This is a genomic window from Williamsia herbipolensis (genome assembly GCF_000964005.1).
GTDB classification, from domain to species: Bacteria; Actinomycetota; Actinomycetes; order Mycobacteriales; family Mycobacteriaceae; genus Williamsia_A; species Williamsia_A herbipolensis.
Window position 1 is genome coordinate 195,257 of record NZ_JXYP01000010.1, and the last position, 21,791, is coordinate 217,047.

Sequence of the window (21,791 nt, forward strand, 5' to 3'; positions counted from 1 at the left end):
TCCCAGGTGACGCGACCCGGGGCAGGAGCCGATGCGTGTTTGCCCAGCATACGGCACCTGACAAGCAGGTGACGACCGGATGAACTGCGGCTACGGGATCTCGCGGAGCAACAGGTTCAGCACCGCGATGGCCCCGGCCTTGTCGAGCGGTTCGTTTCCGTTGCCGCACTTCGGCGATTGGACGCACGAGGGGCATCCGCTCTCGCATCGGCAGTCGGTGACGGCATCGCGGGTGGCCCGGATCCAGGTCCCGAACGCGGTGAACCCGCGTTCGGCGAAACCCGCCCCGCCCGGGTAGCCGTCGTAGACGAAGACCGTCGGCAGGCCGGTGTCGGCGTGGATGTTGGTCGACAGGCCGCCGATGTCCCAGCGGTCGCAGGTCGCGATCAGCGGGAGCAGGCCGATCGCCGCGTGTTCGGCCGCGTGCAGGGCGCCGGGGAACCGGTCGACGGGCACCCCGACTCCCTCGAGCGCCTCGGGTTCGAGGGTGTACATCACCGACCGCGTGCTCAGGGTCTGCGGCGGCATGTCGAGGTCGATGACGTCGAGCACCTCGCCGGTGTGCAGGGTCCGCATGTACCCGACGACCTGGTGGGTGACGTCGACGTCGACCAGCGCGACGGTGAGCGGACCCGACCGCCAGGATCGGGTGGTGGCGGTGATGTCCATCGCGGTCGTCTCCCGTGCCGACGTCGACCACTCGGGGTCCTCGGGGTGGGTGATCGCGAGGCCGTCGGTGAGATCGAGCTCGTCGACCACGAACGACCGGCCCTGGTGCAGGTGCACCGCACCGGGGTGCACCGTCGACATCGCGCGGCCGGTGTCGACGGTGCCCAGCAGCTGCGAGGTGGTGCCGTCGACGATCATGACCTGCCCGCCGATCCCGCCGCGGATGTCGATCTCGCCATGCGGCAACAGCCCGGCCGCGGGGTACCAGCCCGCGGGCCGCCGCCGGAGCAGGCCCCGGGCGGTGAGGTCGGCGACCACGTCGGCGGCGTCGAACGCCGCGACATCGGCCTCGGTCAGGGCGAGCTCGGTCGCCGCGCACAGCAGGTGCGGGCCCAACACGTACGGGTTGGTGGGATCGGTGACGCTCACCTCCACCGGCCGTTCCAGGAGCGCCTCGGGGTGGTGCACGAGGTAGGTGTCGAGCGGATCGTCGCGCGCGACCATCACCACCAGCGACCCCTCCCCGCGCCGCCCGGCGCGGCCGGCCTGCTGCCAGAACGACGCGACGGTGCCGGGATAGCCGGCGACGACGACCGCGTCGAGCCCGGCGATGTCGACGCCGAGTTCGAGGGCGTTGGTCGTGGCCACGCCGAGGAGCGTGCCGTCGCTCAGCGCCGCCTCGAGCTCCCGTCGGTCGTCGGCGAGGTAGCCCGCGCGGTAGGCGGCCACCCGACCGACCAACTCGGGATCGGCGGCGGCGAGGATCTGCCGGGCCGACAGCGCGGTGATCTCCGCGCCGCGTCGGCTGCGGACGAAACACAGCGTGCGGGCGCCCTCGATCACGAGGTCGGCCATGATGCGCGCGGCCTCGGCGCCCGCCGAGCGTCGGACCGGTGCGCCGTGCTCGCCGGTCACCCCGGGGGTGAACGTCGGCTCCCAGAGGGCGACCGTCCGCTCGCCGTGCGGGGAGCCGTCGTCGGTCACCGCCACGCAGTCGTCACCGATGAGGCGCCCGAGCGCGCGGGCGGGTTCGCCCGCGGTGGCACTGGCCGCGATCACCGTCGGGTTCGCCCCGGCCGCGCGCGCCAGCCGCAGCGTCCGCTGCACCACGAGTGCGGTGTGTGAGCCGAAAACCCCTCGGTAGTGGTGGCATTCGTCGATCACGAGGTAGCGCAGGTTGCGGAAGAAGTGTCGCCAACGCCCGGGGGAACCGAGGAATCCGATGTGCAGCATGTCGGGGTTGGTGAAGATCCACCGCGAGTGTTCGCGCGCCCACTGGCGCACGTCGGGCTCGGTGTCGCCGTCGTATGCGCACGGCGCCATGTGTGCGAATTCGCGACGCCCGGCGGTCAACGAGGTGAGCGCGCGGATCTGATCGGCGCCCAATGCCTTTGTGGGAGCGATGTAGAGAGCCGTGCCGTGCGGCGCCGCGCCCGAGGTCATGTCGGACAGGATCGGCAGCTGGTAGGCCATCGACTTGCCCGAGGCCGTGCCGGTCGAGACGACGACGTGGGTGCCCTCGTGGGCGTGCTGCGCGGCGGTCACCTGATGGGTCCACGGGCGGCGGACGCCGATGTCGGCGTAGGCCGCGCGCACCGGCTCGGTGACCCAGTCCGGCCACTCTGTGAACTGTGCTGTCTGCGAACGCATCACGGTCTTGTATGTGACAGGTGACAAATCCGGGTCCACGCCGGCCAGGGAACGGTGCAGCAACTGCTCGCCGAACGAGTCGCCCGGGGAAATGCTGGTCACGCAGCTGCCTTTCGGTGGCCCTCGGCGTTACCGACAGATGTCGGTGGCCTGAAATCTGACGATGTTTTGTTCAGTTTGAGTTCTGCGACTGTCGGGGGCGACATGTTCATGATTGACTGTCGTCGGTCGCAGCTTTCGGGGGCTTCTGCAAGGGTCGACACGGCACGGATGGTCTGCCCCCCGAGAACGTGTTGCGGGCGTAATACCCAAGGTTAGTGCGCGGCTGGTCCGCAAACGTCGCCAGTCGGTATGGCGGTCGGAACGGGCCCGTCGCGGTGACACATCGTGACGTATCCGGTGAGTCAGTAAAGGAATGCAAGAAATGGCACAGGGAACTGTGAAGTGGTTCAACGCGGAAAAGGGCTTCGGCTTCATCGCGCCTGATGATGGACCGGACGACGTGTTTGTCCACTACTCCGAGATCCAGGGATCCGGTTTCCGCACCCTCGAGGAGAACCAGCGCGTCGAGTTCGAGGTCGGTCAGGGAACCAAGGGTCCGCAGGCCACCGGCGTCCGCGCGGTCTGAGCTCGCACACTCTCGACACCGCCCCCGGCGTCCGCTCATCGCGGCGCGTCGGGGGCGTTGTGCGTCGAGAGGTCGGGTGCGACCGGCCTCGTCCGGCGCGTCCGGAGATGCACGGCCCAGTCGACCATTCGTTCGAGTAGAGTTCCCGACCGTGGGCCAACTGTCCTTCTTCTCGGCAGAAACCGACGAGCCCTCACTGGAGGATCTGTCGGGATTGTTTGCCGCGCATGGGCAGTCGTCGTTCTCCCCGGCCGGTAGTCGGGTCTCCATCGTCGTCGACGCGCAGTGGCGTGCCGACGCACTGGTCGAGGACATCGAACTGTGCGGCGTACGGGCGCACCCCGCCGTCTCCGACGAGGGCTCGCCCATGGCGCGCACCGAGACCTCCAAGTCGCTCGACGCCCTCACCCGCTCCTGGGTGAAGGGTGCGGTGAAGACGATGCCCGCCGACTGGGTGCCCAGTCCGCGCGCGCTGCGGCTGTGGGCGATCGCCGCGGGCCGTCGTGAAGAGGACCGCTATCTGCTCGGTCTCGACCCGCACGCCCCCGAGACGCACTCGCCGCTGGCGACCGCGCTGATGCGCGCGGGGATCGCGCCCACCCTCGTCGGCACCCGCGGTCATTCGCCGGCCCTGCGGATCGCCGGCCGCCGTCGGTTGTCGCGTCTGCTGGAGAACATCGGCGCACCGCCCGGGCACCTCGATGCCGTCGGATTCTGGCCCACGGTGTGACACATTCATTTGTCAGATCGATCACCCCGCTGAGCTGCCTGTTCTCCCACCTCGCGGCGCCCTGACGCGGGGTGTCCGGCGCCGCGGAAACCTTTGGGCTCCCAGCGGCGTTGTGTCAATAGGCTGTTATATGGGGTAGAACAAGCCAGATGTGTCGGCTGCGCGGACCGTCTCCGATGCCGTCAGAACACATATAGAAGGCCTTACCCAACAGGCCGGTAGAAAGGTGCAGGCACAGACAGTGGCTGATAGCGACACCGCGTCCACCCGCTCCGGTGGCAATGTGCGCCGCCTCGTGATCGTCGAGTCGCCCACCAAAGCCCGCAAGATCGCCGGATATCTGGGATCGAACTACGTCGTCGAGTCGTCCCGTGGACACATCCGGGACCTCCCGCGTGGCGCGGCCGACGTGCCCGCCAAGTACAAGGGACAGCCCTGGGCCCGTCTGGGGGTCAACGTCGAGCAGGACTTCGAACCGCTCTACGTGGTGTCGCCGGACAAGAAGTCCACGGTCACCGAACTCAAGCAACTGCTCAAGGGTGTCGACGAGCTCTACCTCGCCACCGACGGTGACCGCGAGGGCGAGGCCATCGCGTGGCACCTGCTCGAGACCCTGCGCCCCAGCGTCCCGGTGAAGCGCATGGTGTTCCACGAGATCACCCAGTCGGCCATCCAGGCCGCCGCCGACACCCCGCGCGATCTCGACGTCGACCTCGTCGACGCCCAGGAGACCCGCCGCATCCTCGACCGCCTCTACGGGTACGAGGTGTCGCCGGTGCTGTGGAAGAAGGTCATGCCGAAGCTGTCGGCGGGCCGCGTGCAGTCGGTGGCCACCCGCATCATCGTCGAACGCGAACGCGAGCGGATGGCGTTCATCTCCGCCTCGTACTGGGACATCGACGCCACCCTCGACGCGGGCGCCGACGTCTCGCCGCGCACGTTCAAGGCCAAGCTCGTCTCCGTCGACGACAACCGCGTCGCCTCGGGCCGCGATTTCGACGCGGCGGGCCGCATGAAGAAGTCCGACGGCGTGGTGGTGCTCGACGAGGCCCGCGCCAACGCACTGGCCACCGGACTGCAGGGTGCCGACCTCTCGGTCACCTCGGTCGAGGAGAAGCCGTACACACGCCGCCCGTACGCGCCGTTCATGACCTCGACGCTGCAGCAGGAAGCCGGCCGCAAGCTGCGGTTCACCTCCGACCGGACCATGCGCATCGCGCAGCGTCTGTACGAGAACGGCTACATCACCTACATGCGTACCGACTCCACGACGCTGTCGGAGTCGGCCATCAACGCCGCCCGCGGGCAGGCCCGTGAGCTCTACGGCGCCGACTACGTGCACCCGACCCCGCGGCAGTACACCCGCAAGGTCAAGAACGCCCAGGAGGCCCACGAGGCCATCCGCCCGGCCGGCGAGACGTTCCGCACCCCCGGCCAGGTCGCCTCGGCCCTGCAGTCCGACGAGTTCCGGCTCTACGAGCTGATCTGGCAGCGCACCGTCGCCTCGCAGATGGCCGACGCGCGCGGCACCACGATGAGCCTGCGGATCAGCGGCACCGCGACCTCGGGCGAGCGCGCGACGTTCGCCGCGTCGGGTCGCACCATCACCTTCCCCGGCTTCCTGTCGGCCTACGTCGAGACCGTCGACGAGCAGGCCGGCGGACAGGCCGACAACGAGGAGGTGCGGCTGCCGCTGCTGACCGAGGGGCAGCACCTGACCGCCGCCGACCTCGAGGCGGCCGGCCACTCGACGAACCCGCCCGCCCGGTTCACCGAGGCGTCGCTGGTGAAGACGCTCGAGGAACTCGGCATCGGTCGCCCCTCGACGTACGCGTCGATCATCGGCACCATCCAGGACCGCGGGTACGTCCACAAGAAGGGCAGCGCCCTCGTCCCGTCGTGGGTGGCGTTCGCCGTCGTCGGGCTCCTCGAGGCGTACTTCGGCAGCCTCGTCGACTACGACTTCACCGCGTCGCTCGAGGACGACCTCGACCAGATCGCCTCGGGTCGGGAGAACCGTACGCACTGGTTGTCGCGGTTCTACTTCGGCGCCGACGCCTCCGAGGACTCCACCGACTCCGCGGCGAGCTCCGATGTCGCCGCCCACGGCGGGCTCAAGAAGCTCGTCGGCGTGAACCTCGAGGAGATCGACGCCCGGGAGATCAACTCCATCAAGCTCTTCGACGACGACCAGGGTCGACCGGTCGTCGTGCGCGTGGGTCGGTTCGGGCCGTACCTCGAGCGCAACGTCGCCGGCCCCGACGCCGAACCGGATCTGCAGCGGGCGAACCTGCCCGACGACATGACCCCGGACGAGCTGACCATCGAGGTCGCCGAGAAGCTGTTCAGCACGCCGCAGGAGGGTCGCACGCTCGGCGTCGATCCGGTCACCGGCCACGAGATCGTCGCCAAGGAGGGCCGTTTCGGCCCCTACGTCACCGAGATCCTGCCCGATCCGGATGAGGAGTCCGACGGCGACAGCGGCGACGGTGGGAATTCGGTTCCGGCGCTGACGGTTCCGCCCGGCCCCACCCCGCTCGACGGCGACGGCGCGGCTGCGTCCGGCGGTTCCGGTGGCGGTACCGCGGTGGCCACCAAGGCCGGTGCGACCACGAAGACCGCGGCCAAGAAGGCGACGAAGAAGGTCGCCGCGAAGAAGGCCGGTCCCAAGCCGCGCACCGGGTCGCTGTTCAAGTCGATGGAGATCGCGACGGTCACCCTCGACGACGCGCTCAAGCTGCTGTCGTTGCCGCGTGTGGTGGGTGCCGATCCCGAGAGCGGCGAGGAGATCACCGCCCAGAACGGTCGCTACGGCCCGTACCTGAAGAAGGGCACCGATTCCCGGTCGCTGAGCGCCGAGGACCAGATCTTCGGCATCACGCTCGAGGAGGCGCTCAAGATCTACTCCGAGCCCAAGCGTCGTGGTCGCGCGGCCGCGGCCCCGCCGCTGCGAGAGCTGGGCAAGGACTCGGTCAGCGAGCAGCCGATGGTCATCAAGGACGGTCGCTTCGGCCCGTACGTGACCGACGGCGAGACCAACGCCAGCCTGCGCAAGGACGACGAGGTCGCCTCCATCACCGACGAACGCGCGATGGAACTGCTCGCCGACCGCCGCGCGCGGGGGCCGGTGAAGAAGAAGGCGAAGAAGGCGCCGGCGAAGAAGGCGACGGTCAAGAAGACCGCCGCGAAGAAGGCCCCGGCCAAGAAGGCGGTCGCGAAGAAGGCGCCGGCGAAGAAGACGCCGGCGAAGAAGACGGTGGCCAAGAAGGCGCCCGCGAAGAAGTCCGCAGCGACGAAGACGGTGGCAACCGATGGAACCGGGTCCGACTCCGACGAGTGACCCTGTCGACCTCGACTCCCGGTGGTACCGAGCGATGTTCGAGGCCGGCACCGTGCCCATGGCGCTCGCCGACGAGGACGGTCTGCTGGTGGTGGCCAATGCCGCCTATTGCGCGATGGTGGGTCGATCGTGGCCCGAGATCGCCGGCCGGTCGTCACGCGACTTCACCCACGACGACGATCTCGCGCAGCACCGGGCCATGGACCGTCTGATGGCCGATGCCGCCGAGCGCGGTGAGGTCCTGCGCGTGGAGAAGCGCTACCTGCACCCCGACGGCGCTGTTCGGTGGGGGTGGGTCTCGGCCAGTCCCGTCGTCGGTCCCGGCGGCCGCCGGTGGACCATGGCGGTCATCCACGACACGACCGACCGCCGGCGCACCGAGGACGACCTGCTGACCGCGGCGAGCACCGACCAGTTGACCGGGCTGCTCAACCGTCGCGGGTGGATGACGCACCTGGCCGAGTTCGAACGCGTCGCCGCGCACGGCGGCGGCGGCGATCTCGTTCTCGCGATCATCGATCTCGACAGGTTCAAGGACTACAACGACACCCGCGGCCACGACGCGGGCGACCGTCTGTTGGCCGAGTTCGCGCGGGCCATGGTGGCATCGGCATGCGAGCCGGCGGTGCTCGCCCGGTGGGGCGGCGAGGAGTTCGCCCTCGCGCTGCCCGGTTCGGCGGCCGTCCACATCGACGGCGTGCTCCGCGGTCTGGCCCGCAGGGTCCCCGACGGCCAGACGTTCTGCGCCGGGTACGCCACGGTGCGTGCCCGCGAGTCGGCGACCGACTGCTTCACGCGGGCCGACGAACGTCTCTACGAGGCGAAACGGCAGGGTCGCGGGCGGGTGCTCGGCGACTGATCGCGGCGTCCTTCAGACGCTGCTGCGGGATTCCTCGTCGTCGTCCTCATCGACGGTCCCGGTCGACCCGGCGTTCTCGCTGCCGACCGCGGACCCCTCTCCGGCCGCGGACCGCGTGTCGGCCGCGGCCGACGTGCCCGACGGTGTCGTGTGCGAGGCGCCCACGGCCGCGTCGACGACGCCGTCGGTGTCGCTGTCGACATCTCCGTCGTCCTCGATGACCAGTGCGAACTTCGGACGCGCGAGCTTGGTCTCGATGCCCCGACCACGTAGCTCCACGCCCTCACCGATGTCCCAGCACTCGGCCTCGGCGTCCGACGCCAGGTACACCGCGCGCGCCGACCCCAGGACCCGTGTCGGTTCGTCCTTGGCCATCTCGGTGAGCCGCGCCGCCTCGTTGACCGGGTCGCCGATCACGGTGTACTCGAGTCGCCGCTCGGATCCGATGTGGCCGGCGATCGCCTTGCCCGCCGAGACGCCGATGCCCACGTCGGTCTCACCCAGGGTCCGCTCGAGCTCGATGCGCAGTTCACGTGCCGCGGCGAGTGCCTGACCCGCGAAATCCTGCAGGTCCAGCGGCGCACCGAAGATCGCCAGGGCGGCGTCACCCTGGAATTTGTTGATGAACCCGCCATGGCGACCGACGGTCTCGACGACCACCTGGAAGAAGTCGTTGAGCAGATCGACGACCTCGCGGGGCGGACGGGTCACCGCCAGTCGGGTCGATCCGACGATGTCGACGAACAACACCCCGACGTAGCGTTCCTCGCCGCCGAGTTCGGTACCCGATTCGATGGCGCGCCGTGCGACGTCCTCGCCGACGTAGCGACCGAACAGGTTCCGCAGTTGCTGTCGTTCGCGCAGGTCGCCGACCATCTCGTTGAACCCGGCCTGCAACAGACCCAGGTCGCTGCCGTCGTAGATGCGGACCGAGGTGTCGTAGTTGCCCTCGCTGACCAGGCGTTGGGCGTTGCGGAGCTGCTTGATGGGATCGGCGATCGCGCCGACGAGCCGCACCAGACCGATCAACCCGAAGACGACCGACGCGACGGCCAGCCACAGCAGCGGTCGTTGGAGGCCCTCGGCATCGGTGCGCACCAGCCCGAACTGCTGGCCCACGATGAGACCGACGATCGCCAGCAGGGGCACCACCACACTGACACTCCAGAACAGGGTGATGCGGACGGTCACGCTGGGTGCGACGGCGCTCGTCGGGTCGTTGGCCATCGCCGAGACGGTGATGGGACGCAACACCTTCTCCGACTGCATGTACCCCAGTACGCAGGAGACGAACCCGCCGATCGCCGACGCGATCCACACCACCAGCGCCGTCGCGCCCGAGGCGGGCAGGTTCAGCAGCGCGAACAGGATGCCACCAACGGTCCACAACCCGAGGTTCACCGCGGTGAGCAGCACCGGCAGTCGGAGCGCGCGATTGCGCGCCATCTCGTTGTCGAGACGGGTACGCCTCCGGTGCCAGATGAGCACCGGCAGCGTCAGCAGGATGCTGAGATACCCGCCGACGAAGGTGGCGGCCACCAGGTACGCGACGAACACCGCCTGGTTCGAGGTGCTGATCTCCTGGATCCGCACCGTGTACTGGTACGGCATGCCGAACCGCAGGAACGCGAAGGTGAACAGGGCGCCGATGATGTTCGCGCGGACGAGGTCGAGGGCCAGGATCGGCCACGGTGTGTGCGCCAGCCACCGCAACAGGTGCACACCCCGCTGCAGACGCGACTGTCTCTGGACCACCTGTTCACGGTAGCGGGCGCACAGGGTCGGCATCTGCCGTTGGTGACAGTGCCGACAGGGGTGTCGGAGCGCGCGATTACGATCGCTCCCGTGACGTCGGTGTTCGATCGCCTGGTGGGCCAGCAGGCCGTGGTGGACGAGTTGTCGGCCGCCGCGCGGTCGGCGGTCGGCGCCTCGGCGGCCCTCGACGACTCTGATGGCGGGGTCGAGTCGATGTTCGGCGACGCGGTACCCGCACCCCGCAACTCGATGACCCACGCCTGGCTGTTCACGGGTCCGCCCGGCAGCGGCCGGTCGGTGGCCGCGCAGTGCTTCGCGGCCGCTCTGCAGTGCGAGATCGCCACCGGCCTGCCCGGCAGCGAGGTCGGGTGCGGTCGTTGCCACGCCTGCGCGACGGTGATGGCCGGCACCCACGGTGACGTGCGCCGCATCGTCCCGGAGGGCCTCACGATCTCGGTGAAGCTGATCCGCGAGACGGTGCAGATCGCGTCGCGTCGTCCCGGGGTGGGTCGGTGGCAGATCGTTCTCATCGAGGACGCCGACCGACTCACCGAGCAGGCCGCGAACGCACTGCTCAAGGTGGTCGAGGAGCCGCCCTCGCGCACGGTGATCCTGCTGTGTGCGCCGTCGGTCGATCCCGAGGACATCTCGGTGACGCTGCGTTCGCGGTGCCGCCACGTCCCGCTGACCATGCCGGGCGTCGACTCGATCGCCGCGGTGCTCATCGGCGACGGCATCGACGCCGAGCGGGCGCGATGGGCCGCGTCGGTCAGCGGCGGTCACGTGGGTCGGGCACGGCGCCTGGCCACCGACGAATCGGCCCGGTCCGAACGCAACCAGGCGCTGGGTCTCGCACGCGCGGCGACCAACGAGTCGACCGCCTACGGCGCGGCCGAGGCGCTGGTGAAGACCGCCGAGAACTCGGCGAAGGCCATCAGCGCCGTCCTCGACGAGGCCGAGACCGAGGAGATGCGCACAGCGCTGGGCGCGGGCGGCACCGGCAAGGGCGCCGGTGGTGCGATGCGCGGCACCGCGGGCTTCCTCAAAGACATGGAGCGGCAGCAGAAGTCGCGCCGCACACGTCTGCAGCGCGACGTGCTCGACCGCGCGCTCGTCGATCTGGCCGCGCTGTTCCGCGACGCCGTCGTCGCCTCCTATGCCGCGCCGGTCGCCGCGATGCATCCCGACCACTCCGAGCAGACCCTGCGGATGGCCGGTTTCGCCTCACCCGAGAAGCTGCTCCGCTGCGTCGAGGCGGTGCTGGCGTGCCGCGAGGCCCTCGACGTGAACGTGAAACCGAAGTTCGCCGTCGACGCCATGGTCGCCGACGTCGCCACCGCTCTGCGTCGCTAGACCCGGGGCGGTCGACGCGGCGCGGTTTGTCCCCTGCCACGCACGCTCGATACACTCGGGAACGTTGCCTTCGGGCGGCACGCCGCCTTAGCTCAGTCGGTAGAGCGCTTCACTCGTAATGAAAAGGTCGCGAGTTCGATTCTCGCAGGCGGCTCCATCTGTTCGGCGTCACAGCGACGCCGTCACCCGCACGGGTGACCCTCCGACATCGACGGTCGGTGCCCCCCGAATGGCTATCGTCGTCGGCGTATCGGCATTCGATCATCGGGGGAGCGATGCGGCACGACGAGTACGTCGAGCACGACGCGGTGGGCCTGGCCGACCTCGTGGCCCGCGGTGAGGTGACTGCGACAGAACTGCTCGAGGCGGCCATCGCGCGTGCCGACGCCGTGGAGCCGTCGCTGAACGCCATCACCGTCCGTCAGGACGCCTCCGCCCGCGACCGCGCGTCACGTCCCCTGGCCGGACCGCTGGCCGGGGTGCCGTTCCTGGTCAAGGACCTGTACCAGTCGCAGCGCGGTGTGGTGAGCAACAACGGATCTCGTGCATGCGCGAACGCCGTCGCCGCCGAGGACGACACCGTGGTCACTCGTTGGCTCGACGCCGGGTTGGTCATCTTCGGCCGCACCAACACGCCCGAATTCGGCGCCAAGGGGACCACCGAGCCCGAGGCGTTCGGCGCCACGCACAATCCGTGGGACCTGGCCCACACACCGGGCGGCTCGTCGGGTGGTTCGGCGGCCGCGGTGGCCGCCGGGATCGTCCCGGCGGCGGGCGCCAGCGACGGCGGTGGCTCGATCCGCATCCCGGCCGCGTGCTGCGGACTGTTCGGACTCAAGCCGGGACGCGGGGTGGTGCCCACGGGTCCCGGCCACAGCGAGTTCCACCACGGCTCGGCCGTGACCGGTGTGGTCACCAGCACGGTCCGCGACAGCGCCGCGATGCTCGACGTGCTGCGTGGGACCGATCCTCTGGCCCCGCCGTTCGTGTTCGCCGACCCCGACGCCGGCTACCTCGACGCTGTGTCGCGCGCACCGCGCCCGCTGCGGATCGGTGTGCAGCGGCTCTCCGCGCTCAACGACACCCCCGACCCGGCGGTGCTCGATGCGCTGTCGTCGACCTGCGATCTGCTGACCGATCTCGGCCACGTCGTGGAGGAGGCGCGCCCCGCCATCGACGAACAGCAGCTCGCCGACGACTTCCTGGTGCCGTGGTTCGTGCACGTCGCCTCGGCGGTCGACGACCTGCGCGCCGGCGGCGCCGACACCTCCGACTTCGAGCTCGACACCCTGGTGATGGCGGCGATCGGTCGCACCACCAGCGCCGTCGAGCTCGAGGCGGCACTGGGACGATGGCACACCCACGTCCGTGCGCTGAGTGAGTTCCACCAGCGGTACGACCTGCTGATGACACCCACCATCGCGCGGACCGCGCCCCGTCTGGGCGACTACGCGACGTCGTCGCTCGAACGACTCGCGGCACGCTCGGTGCTCTCGGCCCGACTGGGCCGCTTCATCGACGCGACCGGGACGGTCACCGCGGCGATCCTCCGCAACCTGTCGTGGGTGCCCTACACGCAGCTCGCCAACCTCACGGGTCGTCCGGCGGCGAGCATCCCGCTGCACCAGGCGCCCGACGGCCTACCGATCGGCATCCAGTTCGTGGCTCCACCCGGCGGCGAGGGCCTGCTGTTCTCGCTGGCCGGACAGCTCGAACAGGCGTCGCCATGGCGCGATCGCCGTCCCGCTTTGTAGGCTCGAACCGGTCCGGGGCTCGCGGTCCGCGAGGAGAGGAGACGCCCGTGAACACCTTCCAGAAATCGGCTGCGGTGTGGAACTCGTTCTTCACACGTCTCGTGCGGGTTCCCCTGCTGGACAAGGTGATCGGCAAATCCACGGCCATCATCACCTACACGGGTCGTAAGTCGGGGAAGACGATCAGCCTGCCGGTGAGCTTCTCGCGATCGGGCGAGACGCTGACGGTGCGGGTGATGATGCCGGACAAGAAGAACTGGTGGCGCAACTTCACCGGGACCGGGGATCGCGTCACCGTCGACATCGCCGGCGTCGAACGCGCCGGTCACGCGGTCACCTCGCGGAGCGACTCCGGCGCGGTGTCGGTGCGCATCGACCTCGAACCGTCCGTCCGCTGACGCGGGCCCGGCCACGGCGCGGCACCTGCTAGGTTTACTCACATATAGTTTGCCGCGCACCTGGACGAGGATCCCCCATGACCGCACCCACCCCGACCGACGCAGCGTCCTCGCGTCGGTCCCTCGTCGTGTCGGCCCTGGGCACCCTGCTGGTGTTGGTCGCGTTCACCGCGCCGCTGTCGACGCTGAACGTGACCGCCGCATCGCTGGGCGCCGACGTGAGCGGCAAGACCTGGATCCTGAGCTCGATGAGCATCGGCCTGGCCGCGGCCCTGCTGTCGGCGGGGACCATCGCCGACGACTTCGGTCGTCGTCGCACCCTCACCCTCGGTCTCGTCCTCATGGCCGTCGGATCCGTTGTGGGCGTGCTGGTCCCGGATGTCCTCGTGTTCGTGCTGACCCGCGTGGTCGTCGGGATCGGTGGGGCCGCGGTGATCGCGTCGAGCCTGGGCATCATCGCCCACACCTTCGCGCCCGGCCCGGCGCGGGCGGCGGCGAGCGGTGTCTGGGGAGCGAGCGTGGGCGCGGGTATCGCGATCGGGCCGCTGCTCTCGGCGCTGCTGGAGAAGGCGCACAGCTGGCACGACGCCTACTGGGTCCTCGCCGCCGCGTCGCTGGTCCTGGCCGGGGTCGCCGAACGGGTGGTGCCCGAATCGCGTTCGGACACACCGCGAGGTCTCGATCTGCCGGGCGCCCTGCTGTTCGCCGGCGGGATCGCGACCCTGCTGGCCGGCCTCGTCGAGGGACGGCAGGGGTGGGGGCAGCCCGTGGTGATCGTGGTGTTCGTCGCATCGGCGGTGCTGCTCGCCTCGTTCGTGATCGTCGAACACCGCAGCGCGACATCGATGCTCGACCTGTCGCTGCTGCGATCACCGGCCTTCGGGGCCGCCACCCTCGCCGCCGTGGCGATCGGTGCCGGTGCGATCGCGCTCATGTCCTACATGTCGGGCTTCCTCGGTGCGGCGCTCGGGGTCTCGGCTCTCGGCGCCGCGCTGCTGCTGTTCGCGTGGTCGGGCACATCCGTCGTCACCGCGCTGCTGGCCCGCCGTATCCCCGCCCGGATCTCGGGGCGGGTCCAGCTCGGCGTCGGGTTGCTCGGCGTCGCCGTCGGTCTCGCCGGTCTGGCCGGAATCGGTGAGGGCTCGGGATGGCCGCGATTCCTCCCGGGGCTGCTGTTCGCGGGGATCGCGACCGGAGTGGTGAACGCCAACCTGGGTAAGGAGGCCGTGGCGAGTGTCCCGGCCGGACGCGGCGGGATGGGCAGTGGGGCCAACAACACCGCCCGCTACGTGGGGTCGGCGATCGGCGTGACGATCGTGTCGGTGATCGCCACCCACCCGGGACCCGGATCGGTCACCGCCGATCTCGTCCACGGCTGGAACACCGCATCGGTGGTGACGGCGGTCATCTCGGCCGTGGGCGGTCTGGTGGTGCTGTGCCTCCACGTGCGGGCCACTAAGCTCTCGACCAACGCCCTCGCGGGCCCGACAGTGCAGGTGGCCGACAAGCTGTGAGCGTTCTCGTGTGTTTCCACGCCCATCCCGACGACGAGGTGTTCAGCACCGGCGGCACGATGCGCCGCGCCTCCGACGACGGTCACCGTGTGGTGCTGGTGACGGCCACCGACGGGGCACGGGGCGAGTTCCCACCGGACCTGCTGGCCGAGGGCGAGTCGTTGCTCGAGCGACGTCGTGTCGAGTTGCAGCGCTCGGCCGAGATCCTGGGCGTGCATCGACTCGTGATGTTCGACTACCCCGACTCGGGGATGGCCGGTACCGACGACAACGCCAACCCCGACGCGTTCACGAACGTCGATGTCGAGACGGCGGCACAGCGCCTCGCCGACATCCTCGTGGAGGAGAAGGCCGACGTGGTCACCTTCTACGACAGCAACGGCGGGTACGGTCACCCCGATCACATCGCGGTTCACCACGTCGGTCGGCGTGCCGCCGAGATCGCCGGTACACCACACAGTTTCGAGAACGTGGCGAACCGCGACCGTATGCGCGAGATGATGAAGATCAATCCGCGGTGGTCGGAGGAGGAGTCCCCGGTCGACATCGAGACGTTCGGCGTCCCGGCCGCCGAGATCACCGTCGAGGTCGACGTGAGCGACCTCATCGAGATCAAGCGCGCTGCGATGGTCGCCCACGCCACCCAGATCGGTGACTTCGGGCCGTTCCTGGAGATGCCGGTCGAGATCTTGACCGCGGCGTTCGGTCTCGAGTCGTTCCGACGTGCCGATCTCGTGCTCGAGCCGATGCGCGACCGTCTGCCGCTGTAATCGGTTCAGCCGATGGTGGCGTGCATCTCCCACACGATGACCTCGGCGCCGACGTCGGTCGAGAGCGTCTGACCACCGCCTCCGGCGATCCGCACGGCGTCTCCCTCGGTCAGCGGACCGACCCCTTCCAGCGAGGCGGTGCCCCGCGCGACGAACACGTGCAGGAACGGCGCGTCGGGGAGCGCGACCGGGCTCGCGTCGGGCTGCAGTCGTGCGACATGCATGGCCGCGTACTTGTTCTTGATGCGGATGGCCGAGTGGTCGGCGTACTGCGGCATCCCCGAGGCGACCGGGACCAACCCACCGGAGAGCAACTCGTGATCGATCTCGAGTTGCTCATAGGTCGGGGTGATGCCGGCCTCGTCGGGGACGACCCACATCTGTACGAAGTGCACGGGTTCGGCGTGCTCGGAGCGGTACGCGCCCGCGACGTCGCCGAGTCGCCACGAGTCGTTCTTCTCCGAATGCATGATGCCCGTGCCGGCGCTCATGCGTTGTGCGAGACCGGGATAGATCACCCCGGAGTGCCCCATCGAGTCCTGGTGGACCAGTGACCCCTGGAGCACCCACGTCACGATCTCCATGTCACGGTGCGGATGGGTGTCGAAACCCTGTCCGGGCGTGACGATGTCGTCATTGTTGACCAGCAACACCCCGTGGTGGGTGTTGTCCGGATCGTAGTGACTGCTGAACGAGAAGCTGTGCTTCGAGTCGAGCCACCCGATCCGGGTCTTGTACCGGTCGTCGGAACGACGGAGATCGATGTTCGGGGTGACCGCGATGCTCATGAGGCCAGTTTGCCCGCGATGGTGACCACGCGGGTGCCGAGGTGCTCGAGCGCGGCGGTGGTGGCGTCGTTGATCTCGTCGGTGTTGTTCGGGCCGGTGACGTGGCCGACGCCGTAGGGGTTGCCGTCGGCGAACTTCAGGCCGTCGGTGTAGCCGGGCGCCACGATGATGCCGCCCCAGTGCATGAACGAGGTGTACAGCGCCTGCAGCGTGGTCTCCTGGCCGCCGTGCAGGGTCTGGCTGGAGGTGAACCCGGCGTAGGCCTTGTCGGCGAGCTTGCCCTGGGCCCACAGACCGCCGAGGCCGTCCATGAAGGTCTGGAACGGCGCCGCGGTGTTGCCGAAGCGGGTCGGCGAGCCGAAGATCACGCCGTCGGCCCACACGATGTCGTCGCCGGTGGCAGCCGGCTGATCCTTGGTGGCCTCATAGTTCGCGGTCCAGGCCGGGTTCTCGGCGAACACCGACGGGTCGGTGGTCTCGGCGATGTGGCGCACACGCACCTCGGCGCCAGCCTTCTCCGCTGCGGCGGCGATGGTGTTGGCCATCGTGGTCCCGTGGCCGGTGGCGGAGTAGTAGAGGATCGCGAGCTTGGTCATGTCGGTGACGCCTTTCGTCGGTGGGGTCGCGCGGTCTGTCGTCCCCGACGGTACCGAAGATGATTGCGTTGTCAACCAAATGTCGTATTCTAGGAGGCATGACCGAGACGCAATGGCTCACCGCGGATGAGCAGCGGATGTGGCGTGCCTACCTCGACTCCATGCGGATGCTGGTCACGCGTCTCGACCAGCAGCTCGCCCGCGACGCCGGGATCTCGCTCACCGACTACGAACTTCTGGTCACGCTGTCCGAGGCGCCCGAACGGCGGATGCGCATGTCGATGCTGGCGACCGCCGTCACCGCGACCCGAAGTGGCGTCACCAGGGCGATCAACCGATTGGTCGAGTCCGGATGGGTGGAGCGCGTGCCATGTCCGGACGATCGCCGCGGCGCGCTCGCGGTGCTCACCGATGCGGGCGCCGCGAAGTTGGCCGACGCCAGTCCCGGACATGTCGCCGAGGTGCGCACGAACGTCTTCGACGTGCTCTCGCCTCGTGACGTCGAACGGCTGACCTCGACCTACAGCGAGATGCGCAGTCACATGTCGGAGACGGCGCCTCGTCGGTGAGTGGTTTCATCGACAACTTTGTGCCCAGTGCTGCCGTGCGTGGTGCGTGCCCTGGGACGACAATCGAGAACTATGGGCGACGTCATCGAGGTTCCTGTGATCGATCTGGCGGGACCGCGTCACGACGTGGTCGCCGAGGTCGACGACGCCTGTAGGCGCGCTGGCTTCCTGCAGATCGTGGGTCACGGGATCGACGCCGCGGTGGCCGACGGACTGGCCGACGCGATGGATTCCTTCTTCGCACTGCCGGCCGAGGTGCGCGCCGGCTATCGGGTCCCCGGAGCCAATCGCGGTTACAGCCCGCCGAAGAGCGAGTCGCTCAGCCTGAGTCTCGGCGTCGAGTCGGCGGCCCGGATGAACGACTTCTTCGAGGCCTTCAATGTTGGTGTCGAGGGCCGATCGTTCCCCGGCCTCGACCTCGACGAGAACGATTACGGCATCAACCTCTGGCCCGACGTCGTCGGCTTCCGCGAGAACGTGGAGGCCTGGTTCGCCGAGGCCGGACGGGTGGCACGCGCACTGACCTCGATCTTCGCCGAGGCACTGCACCTGCCGCCGGACTTCTTCGCGGCGATCACCGACCACTCGATCGACGTGCTGCGGATGAACAACTACGCGCTGCCGCCGGGCACCCTCGCACCGGACGGCGAGCTCACCGGGATGGGCGAACACACCGACTTCGGCATCGTCACCGTCCTGTGGGCCGATCCGATCCCGGGACTGCAGATCGTCGGCCCCGATGGGCGGTGGCAGGACGTGTCGCCGATCGACGGAGCGCTGTTGGTGAACCTCGGTGACCTGACCGCGCGGCTCACCAACGATCAATGGCGCTCGACCCTGCACCGCGTGCGACCGCCGGTGGTCGACGGCGCGATCCGACGGCGACGTTCGGCGGCGTTCTTCCACGACGGCAACCCCGATGCGGTGATCGCCACGCTCCCCGGTTTCGATTCCGCCGCAGACGGTCTGGCGCATGCACCGATCCGGATCCGCGACCACATCGCGGCGAAGCTGGCGGGCTCACGGCAGGGTCGGTCGAACGCAGCAGCGATCCGCGAGGCGCAACGCGTCCTCGACGCCCGCTAGCGGCTGCCCGCGCTCTCGAGCTTGGACAGGAGCGTCACCAGGGTGGCCACCTCGTCGGGGTCGAGGGCGGAGAAGGCGTCGGGTGCGGGGTCGTCGGTGGCCATGGCGTCGTCGAGCATCGCGCGCCCCGCATCGGTGAGCGACACCAGCTTTCGGCGCCGGTTCGTCGGGTCGACCGACCGCTCCGCTAGACCTCGCTTCTCGAGTTCGTTCACCCCGACCGTGGCCGCCGGAGCGTCGATGGAGGCCGCGGCGGCCAGCTCGCCGATGGTGACCGGACCCGCCGCGATGCGCCGCAGCAGCCGGAAGTGATTGAACGGCAACCCGGTCCGGGCCATCATGGCCTTGCGCCACGGTCCGCGGTTGTCGATCACGAAGTGCGCCATCACCTGCCAGGCGCGGGTGCGCGCCTCAGACATGCGCCGGGGCCTTCGGTTCGGTCGGTGTGAACAGGAACGCCGTCTTCTCGACGGTGTTCTTCGCCCACGCGGTGGTGCTCATGATGCCCAGCGCGGTGATCGCGAGCGCGAGGCCGGTGGTCACCCACCACAGCGGCTGCACCGCGTCGGTGAACGAGCCGTCCGACGCGGTGACCGCCGCGCCGGCGATCGAGCCGCTGATCGCGACACCCAGACTGACGCCGAGCTGGCGACTCGTCGACGCCACGGCCGAGGCCGCACCGGCCCGGTCGCGCGGCATGCCGCTGACCGCTGACGTCGTGATGGGGGCGTTGACCAGACCGAACCCGACCCCGAACAGGCCGAAGGTGATGATGAGCTGCCATACGGGGGTGGTGGGTGTGAACGTGGTGAGCAGTATCGATGCCACCGCCAGTAGGAGGCCCGACACGATGAGGGACGGGCGGGTGCCGTACTTGCCGACGAGTCGACCGGAGATCGGCGAGAAGATCAGCGTGCCCACCGCGATGGGGAGGTAGATGACGCCGGTGTGGATGGCGGAGTACCCACGTACGTTCTGCAGGTAGTTCGACATCAGGAACAGGAATCCGCCGTACGCGGCAAAGGCCAGGATGCCGATGACCGTGGCCGTCGCGAACGGGACGCTGCGGAAGAACCGCAGGTCGATGAACGGCGACGCGTGGCGGCGTTCGTGGCGGATGAAGCCGACCAGACCGATGATCGCCACGGCGAAGATGGCGAGCGATCGTGGGTCACCCCAGCCCATGTTCGGGCCCTCGATGAGTCCCGACACCAGCGCCGCCATGAAGACGATGCCCAGCGCCTGACCGATCGGGTCGAGTCGACGCACGGTCGACGACTTCGACTCGGGCACGAAGATCGCGGCCAACACGATGGCGGCGGCACAGATCGGCAGGTTGATCCAGAACACCGCCTTCCAGTCGAGGAGGTCGATGAGGACGCCGCCCACCATCGGCCCCAGGGCCATCGAGATGCCGACCACCGCACCCCAGATACCGACGGCGCGTGCACGTTCGGCGCGACCAGTGAACACCTGGGTGATGATCGACATCGCCACGGGATTCAGCATCGAACCGCCGATCGCCTGCACGAATCGCGCGGCGATGAGCATCTCGACGCTGGTCGAGAGACTGCAGAGCAGCGATCCGAGCGCGAAGACGGTGAGGCCGATCTGGAAGATGCGTCGGCGGCCGATGCGATCGGCCATGGCGCCGGAGAGCAACAGCAGGCTGGCGAGCACCAGCGTGTAGATGTCGATCACCCACTGCAGACCCGACACCGAGGCGTTCAGATCGCGACGGATCGCGGGGATGGCGACGTTCACGATCGTCGCGTCCATCGACACGATGAGCAGGCTCAGGCAGCACGTCGCCAGGATGATCATCTTGCGCCGTGCGCTGTACTCGGTCTCGTCCATCGAACCATTGTGAAAGTACAACTGTTAGTCGATCAAGCGATTCGGGAGTGGGATGGGTCACCCCGCGCCGCCGACCATGTCGAAACCGATCGCCGAGTGTGCCGATAGCGTCTGTCGGGTGGACAGTTCTCCTGACGTGACCGCGCGATCATGACCGGCGCACTCGACGGCGTCGTCGTGGCCGACTTCAGTCGGGTACTGGCCGGGCCGTACGCGACGATGATGATGGGCGACCTCGGGGCCGAGGTGGTCAAGGTGGAGCGTCCGCGCACCGGCGACGACACCCGGTCCTGGGGGCCGCCGTACCTGCCGGCCGACGAGAGCACCGACCCGATGGCGACGTACTTCGCGTCGGTGAACCGCAACAAGACCTCACTCGTCGTCGATCTGCAGACCGAGGACGGGCGCGAGCGGGCGCGCGACCTGGTGCGCCGATCGGATGTGGTGATCGAGAACTTCCGGGCCGGCACCATGGAGCGTCTCGGACTCGGATACGACACCCTCGTCGCCGAGAAGCCGGATCTGATCTATTGCGCCATCACCGGTTTCGGGCGCGACGGTGGCGCCGACATCCCGGGGTACGACCTGCTGATCCAGGCGATGAGCGGACTGATGAGCATCACCGGCCCGGATGACTCGCCCAGCAAGGTGGGTGTGGCCGTGGTCGACGTCCTCACCGGCGTGCACGCCGTCGCGGGGATCCTCGCGGCCCTGCGGCACCGCGACCGGACGGGCGAGGGACAGCGCGTCGATCTCGACCTGTTCATGGTGGCGCTGTCGTCCATGGCGAACATGACCACGGCGTACCTCGGCGCCGATGTCGTGCCGCGCTCGATGGGTAACCGCCACCCCAGCATCGTCCCCTACGAGGTGTTCTCGACCGCAGATCGGCCTCTCGCTCTCGCGGTGGGCAACGACACGCAGTTCGCCCGTCTGACAACGGCATTGGGCGTCCCGGAGCTGGTCGACGACGAGCGGTACGCCACGAACACCGCGCGCGTCGCCCACCGCGACGCCCTCGTCGCCGACCTGACCGAGAAGCTGCGACGTGAAGGCGCTGACCACTGGTATCAGGTGCTCACCCGCGCCGGTGTGCCCGCCGGCCCCATCAACGACATCGCCGAGGCATTCACCTTCGCCCGCTCGATCGGCATCGAACCGGCCGTCGACGTCGAGGGCACCGACATCCCGGCCGTCGGCAACCCGATCGGGATGTCGCTGACACCAGCGACCTACCGCCTCCCGCCGCCGGTGCTGCCCACCTGACGTCGTTACGTGCCCAACTGGCGTCTTTAGGTGCCCACCTGACGTCGTTACGTGCCCAACTGCGGTCGTTACGTGCCCAACTGGCGGGGTGGGGTGCCCGAGGGTCAGCGGGGCTTGGGCCCGTCGGTCGAGGACAGGCGGAGGATGTTGCCCTGCAACACATCCCGGTAGATGCGCAGCTGTTCCTCGCCGGAGCGCACCTGCTCGGG

General features: G+C 69.0%; 18 protein-coding genes and 1 tRNA gene. 13 read left to right on the forward strand and 6 right to left on the reverse strand.

What is annotated here, in order from left to right; genetic code table 11:
- Positions 1-90 precede the first annotated feature (90 nt).
- On the reverse strand, positions 91-2,421 hold the full coding sequence (locus tag TU34_RS03965) for a DEAD/DEAH box helicase (protein ID WP_420835152.1): 2,331 nt from the start codon (positions 2,419-2,421) through the stop codon (positions 91-93).
- Positions 2,422-2,743: 322 nt separating this feature from the next.
- On the opposite strand from TU34_RS03965, the gene TU34_RS03970 reads away from it, so the two are divergent.
- From TU34_RS03970 to TU34_RS22225, 4 genes are all read left to right on the forward strand, one after another.
- A complete protein-coding gene (locus TU34_RS03970; RefSeq protein WP_045821523.1) occupies positions 2,744-2,947 on the forward strand; it encodes a cold-shock protein in 204 nt (67 codons plus the stop codon).
- 151 nt (positions 2,948-3,098) lie between these two features.
- Positions 3,099-3,677, forward strand: coding sequence for a hypothetical protein (locus TU34_RS03975; protein ID WP_045821524.1), 579 nt, complete (start codon positions 3,099-3,101; stop codon positions 3,675-3,677).
- Positions 3,678-3,918: 241 nt separating this feature from the next.
- Positions 3,919-7,017 (forward strand): type I DNA topoisomerase, encoded by a 3,099-nt coding sequence (gene topA, locus TU34_RS03980; protein WP_045821525.1) that lies wholly within the window; start codon positions 3,919-3,921, stop codon positions 7,015-7,017.
- Positions 6,989-7,876, forward strand: a complete 888-nt coding sequence (locus TU34_RS22225; RefSeq protein ID WP_082079814.1) for a GGDEF domain-containing protein — start codon at positions 6,989-6,991, stop codon at positions 7,874-7,876. Before topA ends, TU34_RS22225 begins: the two co-directional genes overlap by 29 nt.
- Before the next feature lie 12 nt (positions 7,877-7,888).
- Here the strand turns inward: TU34_RS22225 and TU34_RS03990 are convergent, their stop codons facing one another.
- Entirely contained in the window at positions 7,889-9,664 is a 1,776-nt protein-coding gene (locus TU34_RS03990) for an adenylate/guanylate cyclase domain-containing protein (RefSeq protein ID WP_065973480.1), read from the reverse strand.
- Between the two features lie 57 nt (positions 9,665-9,721).
- On the opposite strand from TU34_RS03990, the gene TU34_RS03995 reads away from it, so the two are divergent.
- The 6 genes from TU34_RS03995 to TU34_RS04020 all read left to right on the forward strand — a co-directional run bounded on the left by TU34_RS03995 (position 9,722) and on the right by TU34_RS04020 (position 15,420).
- The gene (locus TU34_RS03995; protein ID WP_045821526.1) at positions 9,722-10,984 is read left to right on the forward strand and encodes a DNA polymerase III subunit delta'; all 1,263 of its coding nucleotides are present in this window, start codon (positions 9,722-9,724) and stop codon (positions 10,982-10,984) included.
- Positions 10,985-11,065: 81 nt separating this feature from the next.
- Positions 11,066-11,141, forward strand: a tRNA-Thr gene (locus tag TU34_RS04000).
- 118 nt (positions 11,142-11,259) lie between these two features.
- Positions 11,260-12,738, forward strand: a complete 1,479-nt coding sequence (locus tag TU34_RS04005) for an amidase (protein WP_045821589.1) — start codon at positions 11,260-11,262, stop codon at positions 12,736-12,738.
- Between the two features lie 47 nt (positions 12,739-12,785).
- Positions 12,786-13,136, forward strand: coding sequence for a hypothetical protein (locus TU34_RS04010; protein ID WP_045821527.1), 351 nt, complete (start codon positions 12,786-12,788; stop codon positions 13,134-13,136).
- 77 nt (positions 13,137-13,213) lie between these two features.
- Positions 13,214-14,650 (forward strand): MFS transporter, encoded by a 1,437-nt coding sequence (locus TU34_RS04015; RefSeq protein ID WP_045821528.1) that lies wholly within the window; start codon positions 13,214-13,216, stop codon positions 14,648-14,650.
- Positions 14,647-15,420: a PIG-L family deacetylase gene (locus TU34_RS04020; RefSeq protein WP_045821529.1), complete on the forward strand. Its 774-nt coding sequence runs from the start codon at positions 14,647-14,649 to the stop codon at positions 15,418-15,420. The genes TU34_RS04015 and TU34_RS04020 overlap by 4 nt, the downstream gene beginning before the upstream one ends.
- 5 nt (positions 15,421-15,425) lie before the next feature.
- Here the strand turns inward: TU34_RS04020 and TU34_RS04025 are convergent, their stop codons facing one another.
- Entirely contained in the window at positions 15,426-16,208 is a 783-nt protein-coding gene (locus TU34_RS04025) for a pirin family protein (RefSeq protein ID WP_045821530.1), read from the reverse strand.
- On the reverse strand, positions 16,205-16,804 hold the full coding sequence (wrbA, locus tag TU34_RS04030; RefSeq protein WP_045821531.1) for an NAD(P)H:quinone oxidoreductase: 600 nt from the start codon (positions 16,802-16,804) through the stop codon (positions 16,205-16,207). Before wrbA ends, TU34_RS04025 begins: the two co-directional genes overlap by 4 nt.
- Before the next feature lie 98 nt (positions 16,805-16,902).
- On the opposite strand from wrbA, the gene TU34_RS04035 reads away from it, so the two are divergent.
- Both TU34_RS04035 and TU34_RS04040 read left to right on the forward strand, forming a co-directional pair.
- Positions 16,903-17,373, forward strand: coding sequence for a MarR family winged helix-turn-helix transcriptional regulator (locus TU34_RS04035; protein WP_045821532.1), 471 nt, complete (start codon positions 16,903-16,905; stop codon positions 17,371-17,373).
- A 72-nt stretch (positions 17,374-17,445) separates the two neighbouring features.
- On the forward strand, positions 17,446-18,459 hold the full coding sequence (locus tag TU34_RS04040; RefSeq protein WP_045821533.1) for an isopenicillin N synthase family dioxygenase: 1,014 nt from the start codon (positions 17,446-17,448) through the stop codon (positions 18,457-18,459).
- On the opposite strand, the gene TU34_RS04045 is transcribed toward TU34_RS04040, so the two are convergent.
- Positions 18,456-18,878, reverse strand: coding sequence for a MarR family winged helix-turn-helix transcriptional regulator (locus tag TU34_RS04045; protein WP_045821534.1), 423 nt, complete (start codon positions 18,876-18,878; stop codon positions 18,456-18,458). The two genes, TU34_RS04040 and TU34_RS04045, sit on opposite strands and share 4 nt — an antisense overlap.
- Entirely contained in the window at positions 18,871-20,316 is a 1,446-nt protein-coding gene (locus TU34_RS04050) for an MFS transporter (RefSeq protein WP_045821535.1), read from the reverse strand. Before TU34_RS04050 ends, TU34_RS04045 begins: the two co-directional genes overlap by 8 nt.
- A 147-nt stretch (positions 20,317-20,463) precedes the next feature.
- Here TU34_RS04050 and TU34_RS04055 point away from each other — a divergent pair, with 147 nt between their 5' ends.
- Positions 20,464-21,582, forward strand: coding sequence for a CaiB/BaiF CoA transferase family protein (locus TU34_RS04055; protein WP_162486041.1), 1,119 nt, complete (start codon positions 20,464-20,466; stop codon positions 21,580-21,582).
- Positions 21,583-21,791: the final 209 nt, after the last annotated feature.

Coding starts and splice junctions, on each gene's coding strand:
- TU34_RS03970 (WP_045821523.1), top strand. CDS start 2,744: ATGGCACAGGGAACTGTGAAGTGGTTCAACGCGGAAAAGGGCTTCGGC.
- TU34_RS22225 (WP_082079814.1), top strand. CDS start 6,989: ATGGAACCGGGTCCGACTCCGACGAGTGACCCTGTCGACCTCGACTCC.
- TU34_RS03990 (WP_065973480.1), bottom strand. CDS start 9,664: ATGCCGACCCTGTGCGCCCGCTACCGTGAACAGGTGGTCCAGAGACAG.
- TU34_RS04005 (WP_045821589.1), top strand. CDS start 11,260: ATGCGGCACGACGAGTACGTCGAGCACGACGCGGTGGGCCTGGCCGAC.
- TU34_RS04015 (WP_045821528.1), top strand. CDS start 13,214: ATGACCGCACCCACCCCGACCGACGCAGCGTCCTCGCGTCGGTCCCTC.
- TU34_RS04025 (WP_045821530.1), bottom strand. CDS start 16,208: ATGAGCATCGCGGTCACCCCGAACATCGATCTCCGTCGTTCCGACGAC.
- wrbA (WP_045821531.1), bottom strand. CDS start 16,804: ATGACCAAGCTCGCGATCCTCTACTACTCCGCCACCGGCCACGGGACC.
- TU34_RS04035 (WP_045821532.1), top strand. CDS start 16,903: ATGACCGAGACGCAATGGCTCACCGCGGATGAGCAGCGGATGTGGCGT.
- TU34_RS04040 (WP_045821533.1), top strand. CDS start 17,446: ATGGGCGACGTCATCGAGGTTCCTGTGATCGATCTGGCGGGACCGCGT.
- TU34_RS04045 (WP_045821534.1), bottom strand. CDS start 18,878: ATGTCTGAGGCGCGCACCCGCGCCTGGCAGGTGATGGCGCACTTCGTG.
- TU34_RS04050 (WP_045821535.1), bottom strand. CDS start 20,316: ATGGACGAGACCGAGTACAGCGCACGGCGCAAGATGATCATCCTGGCG.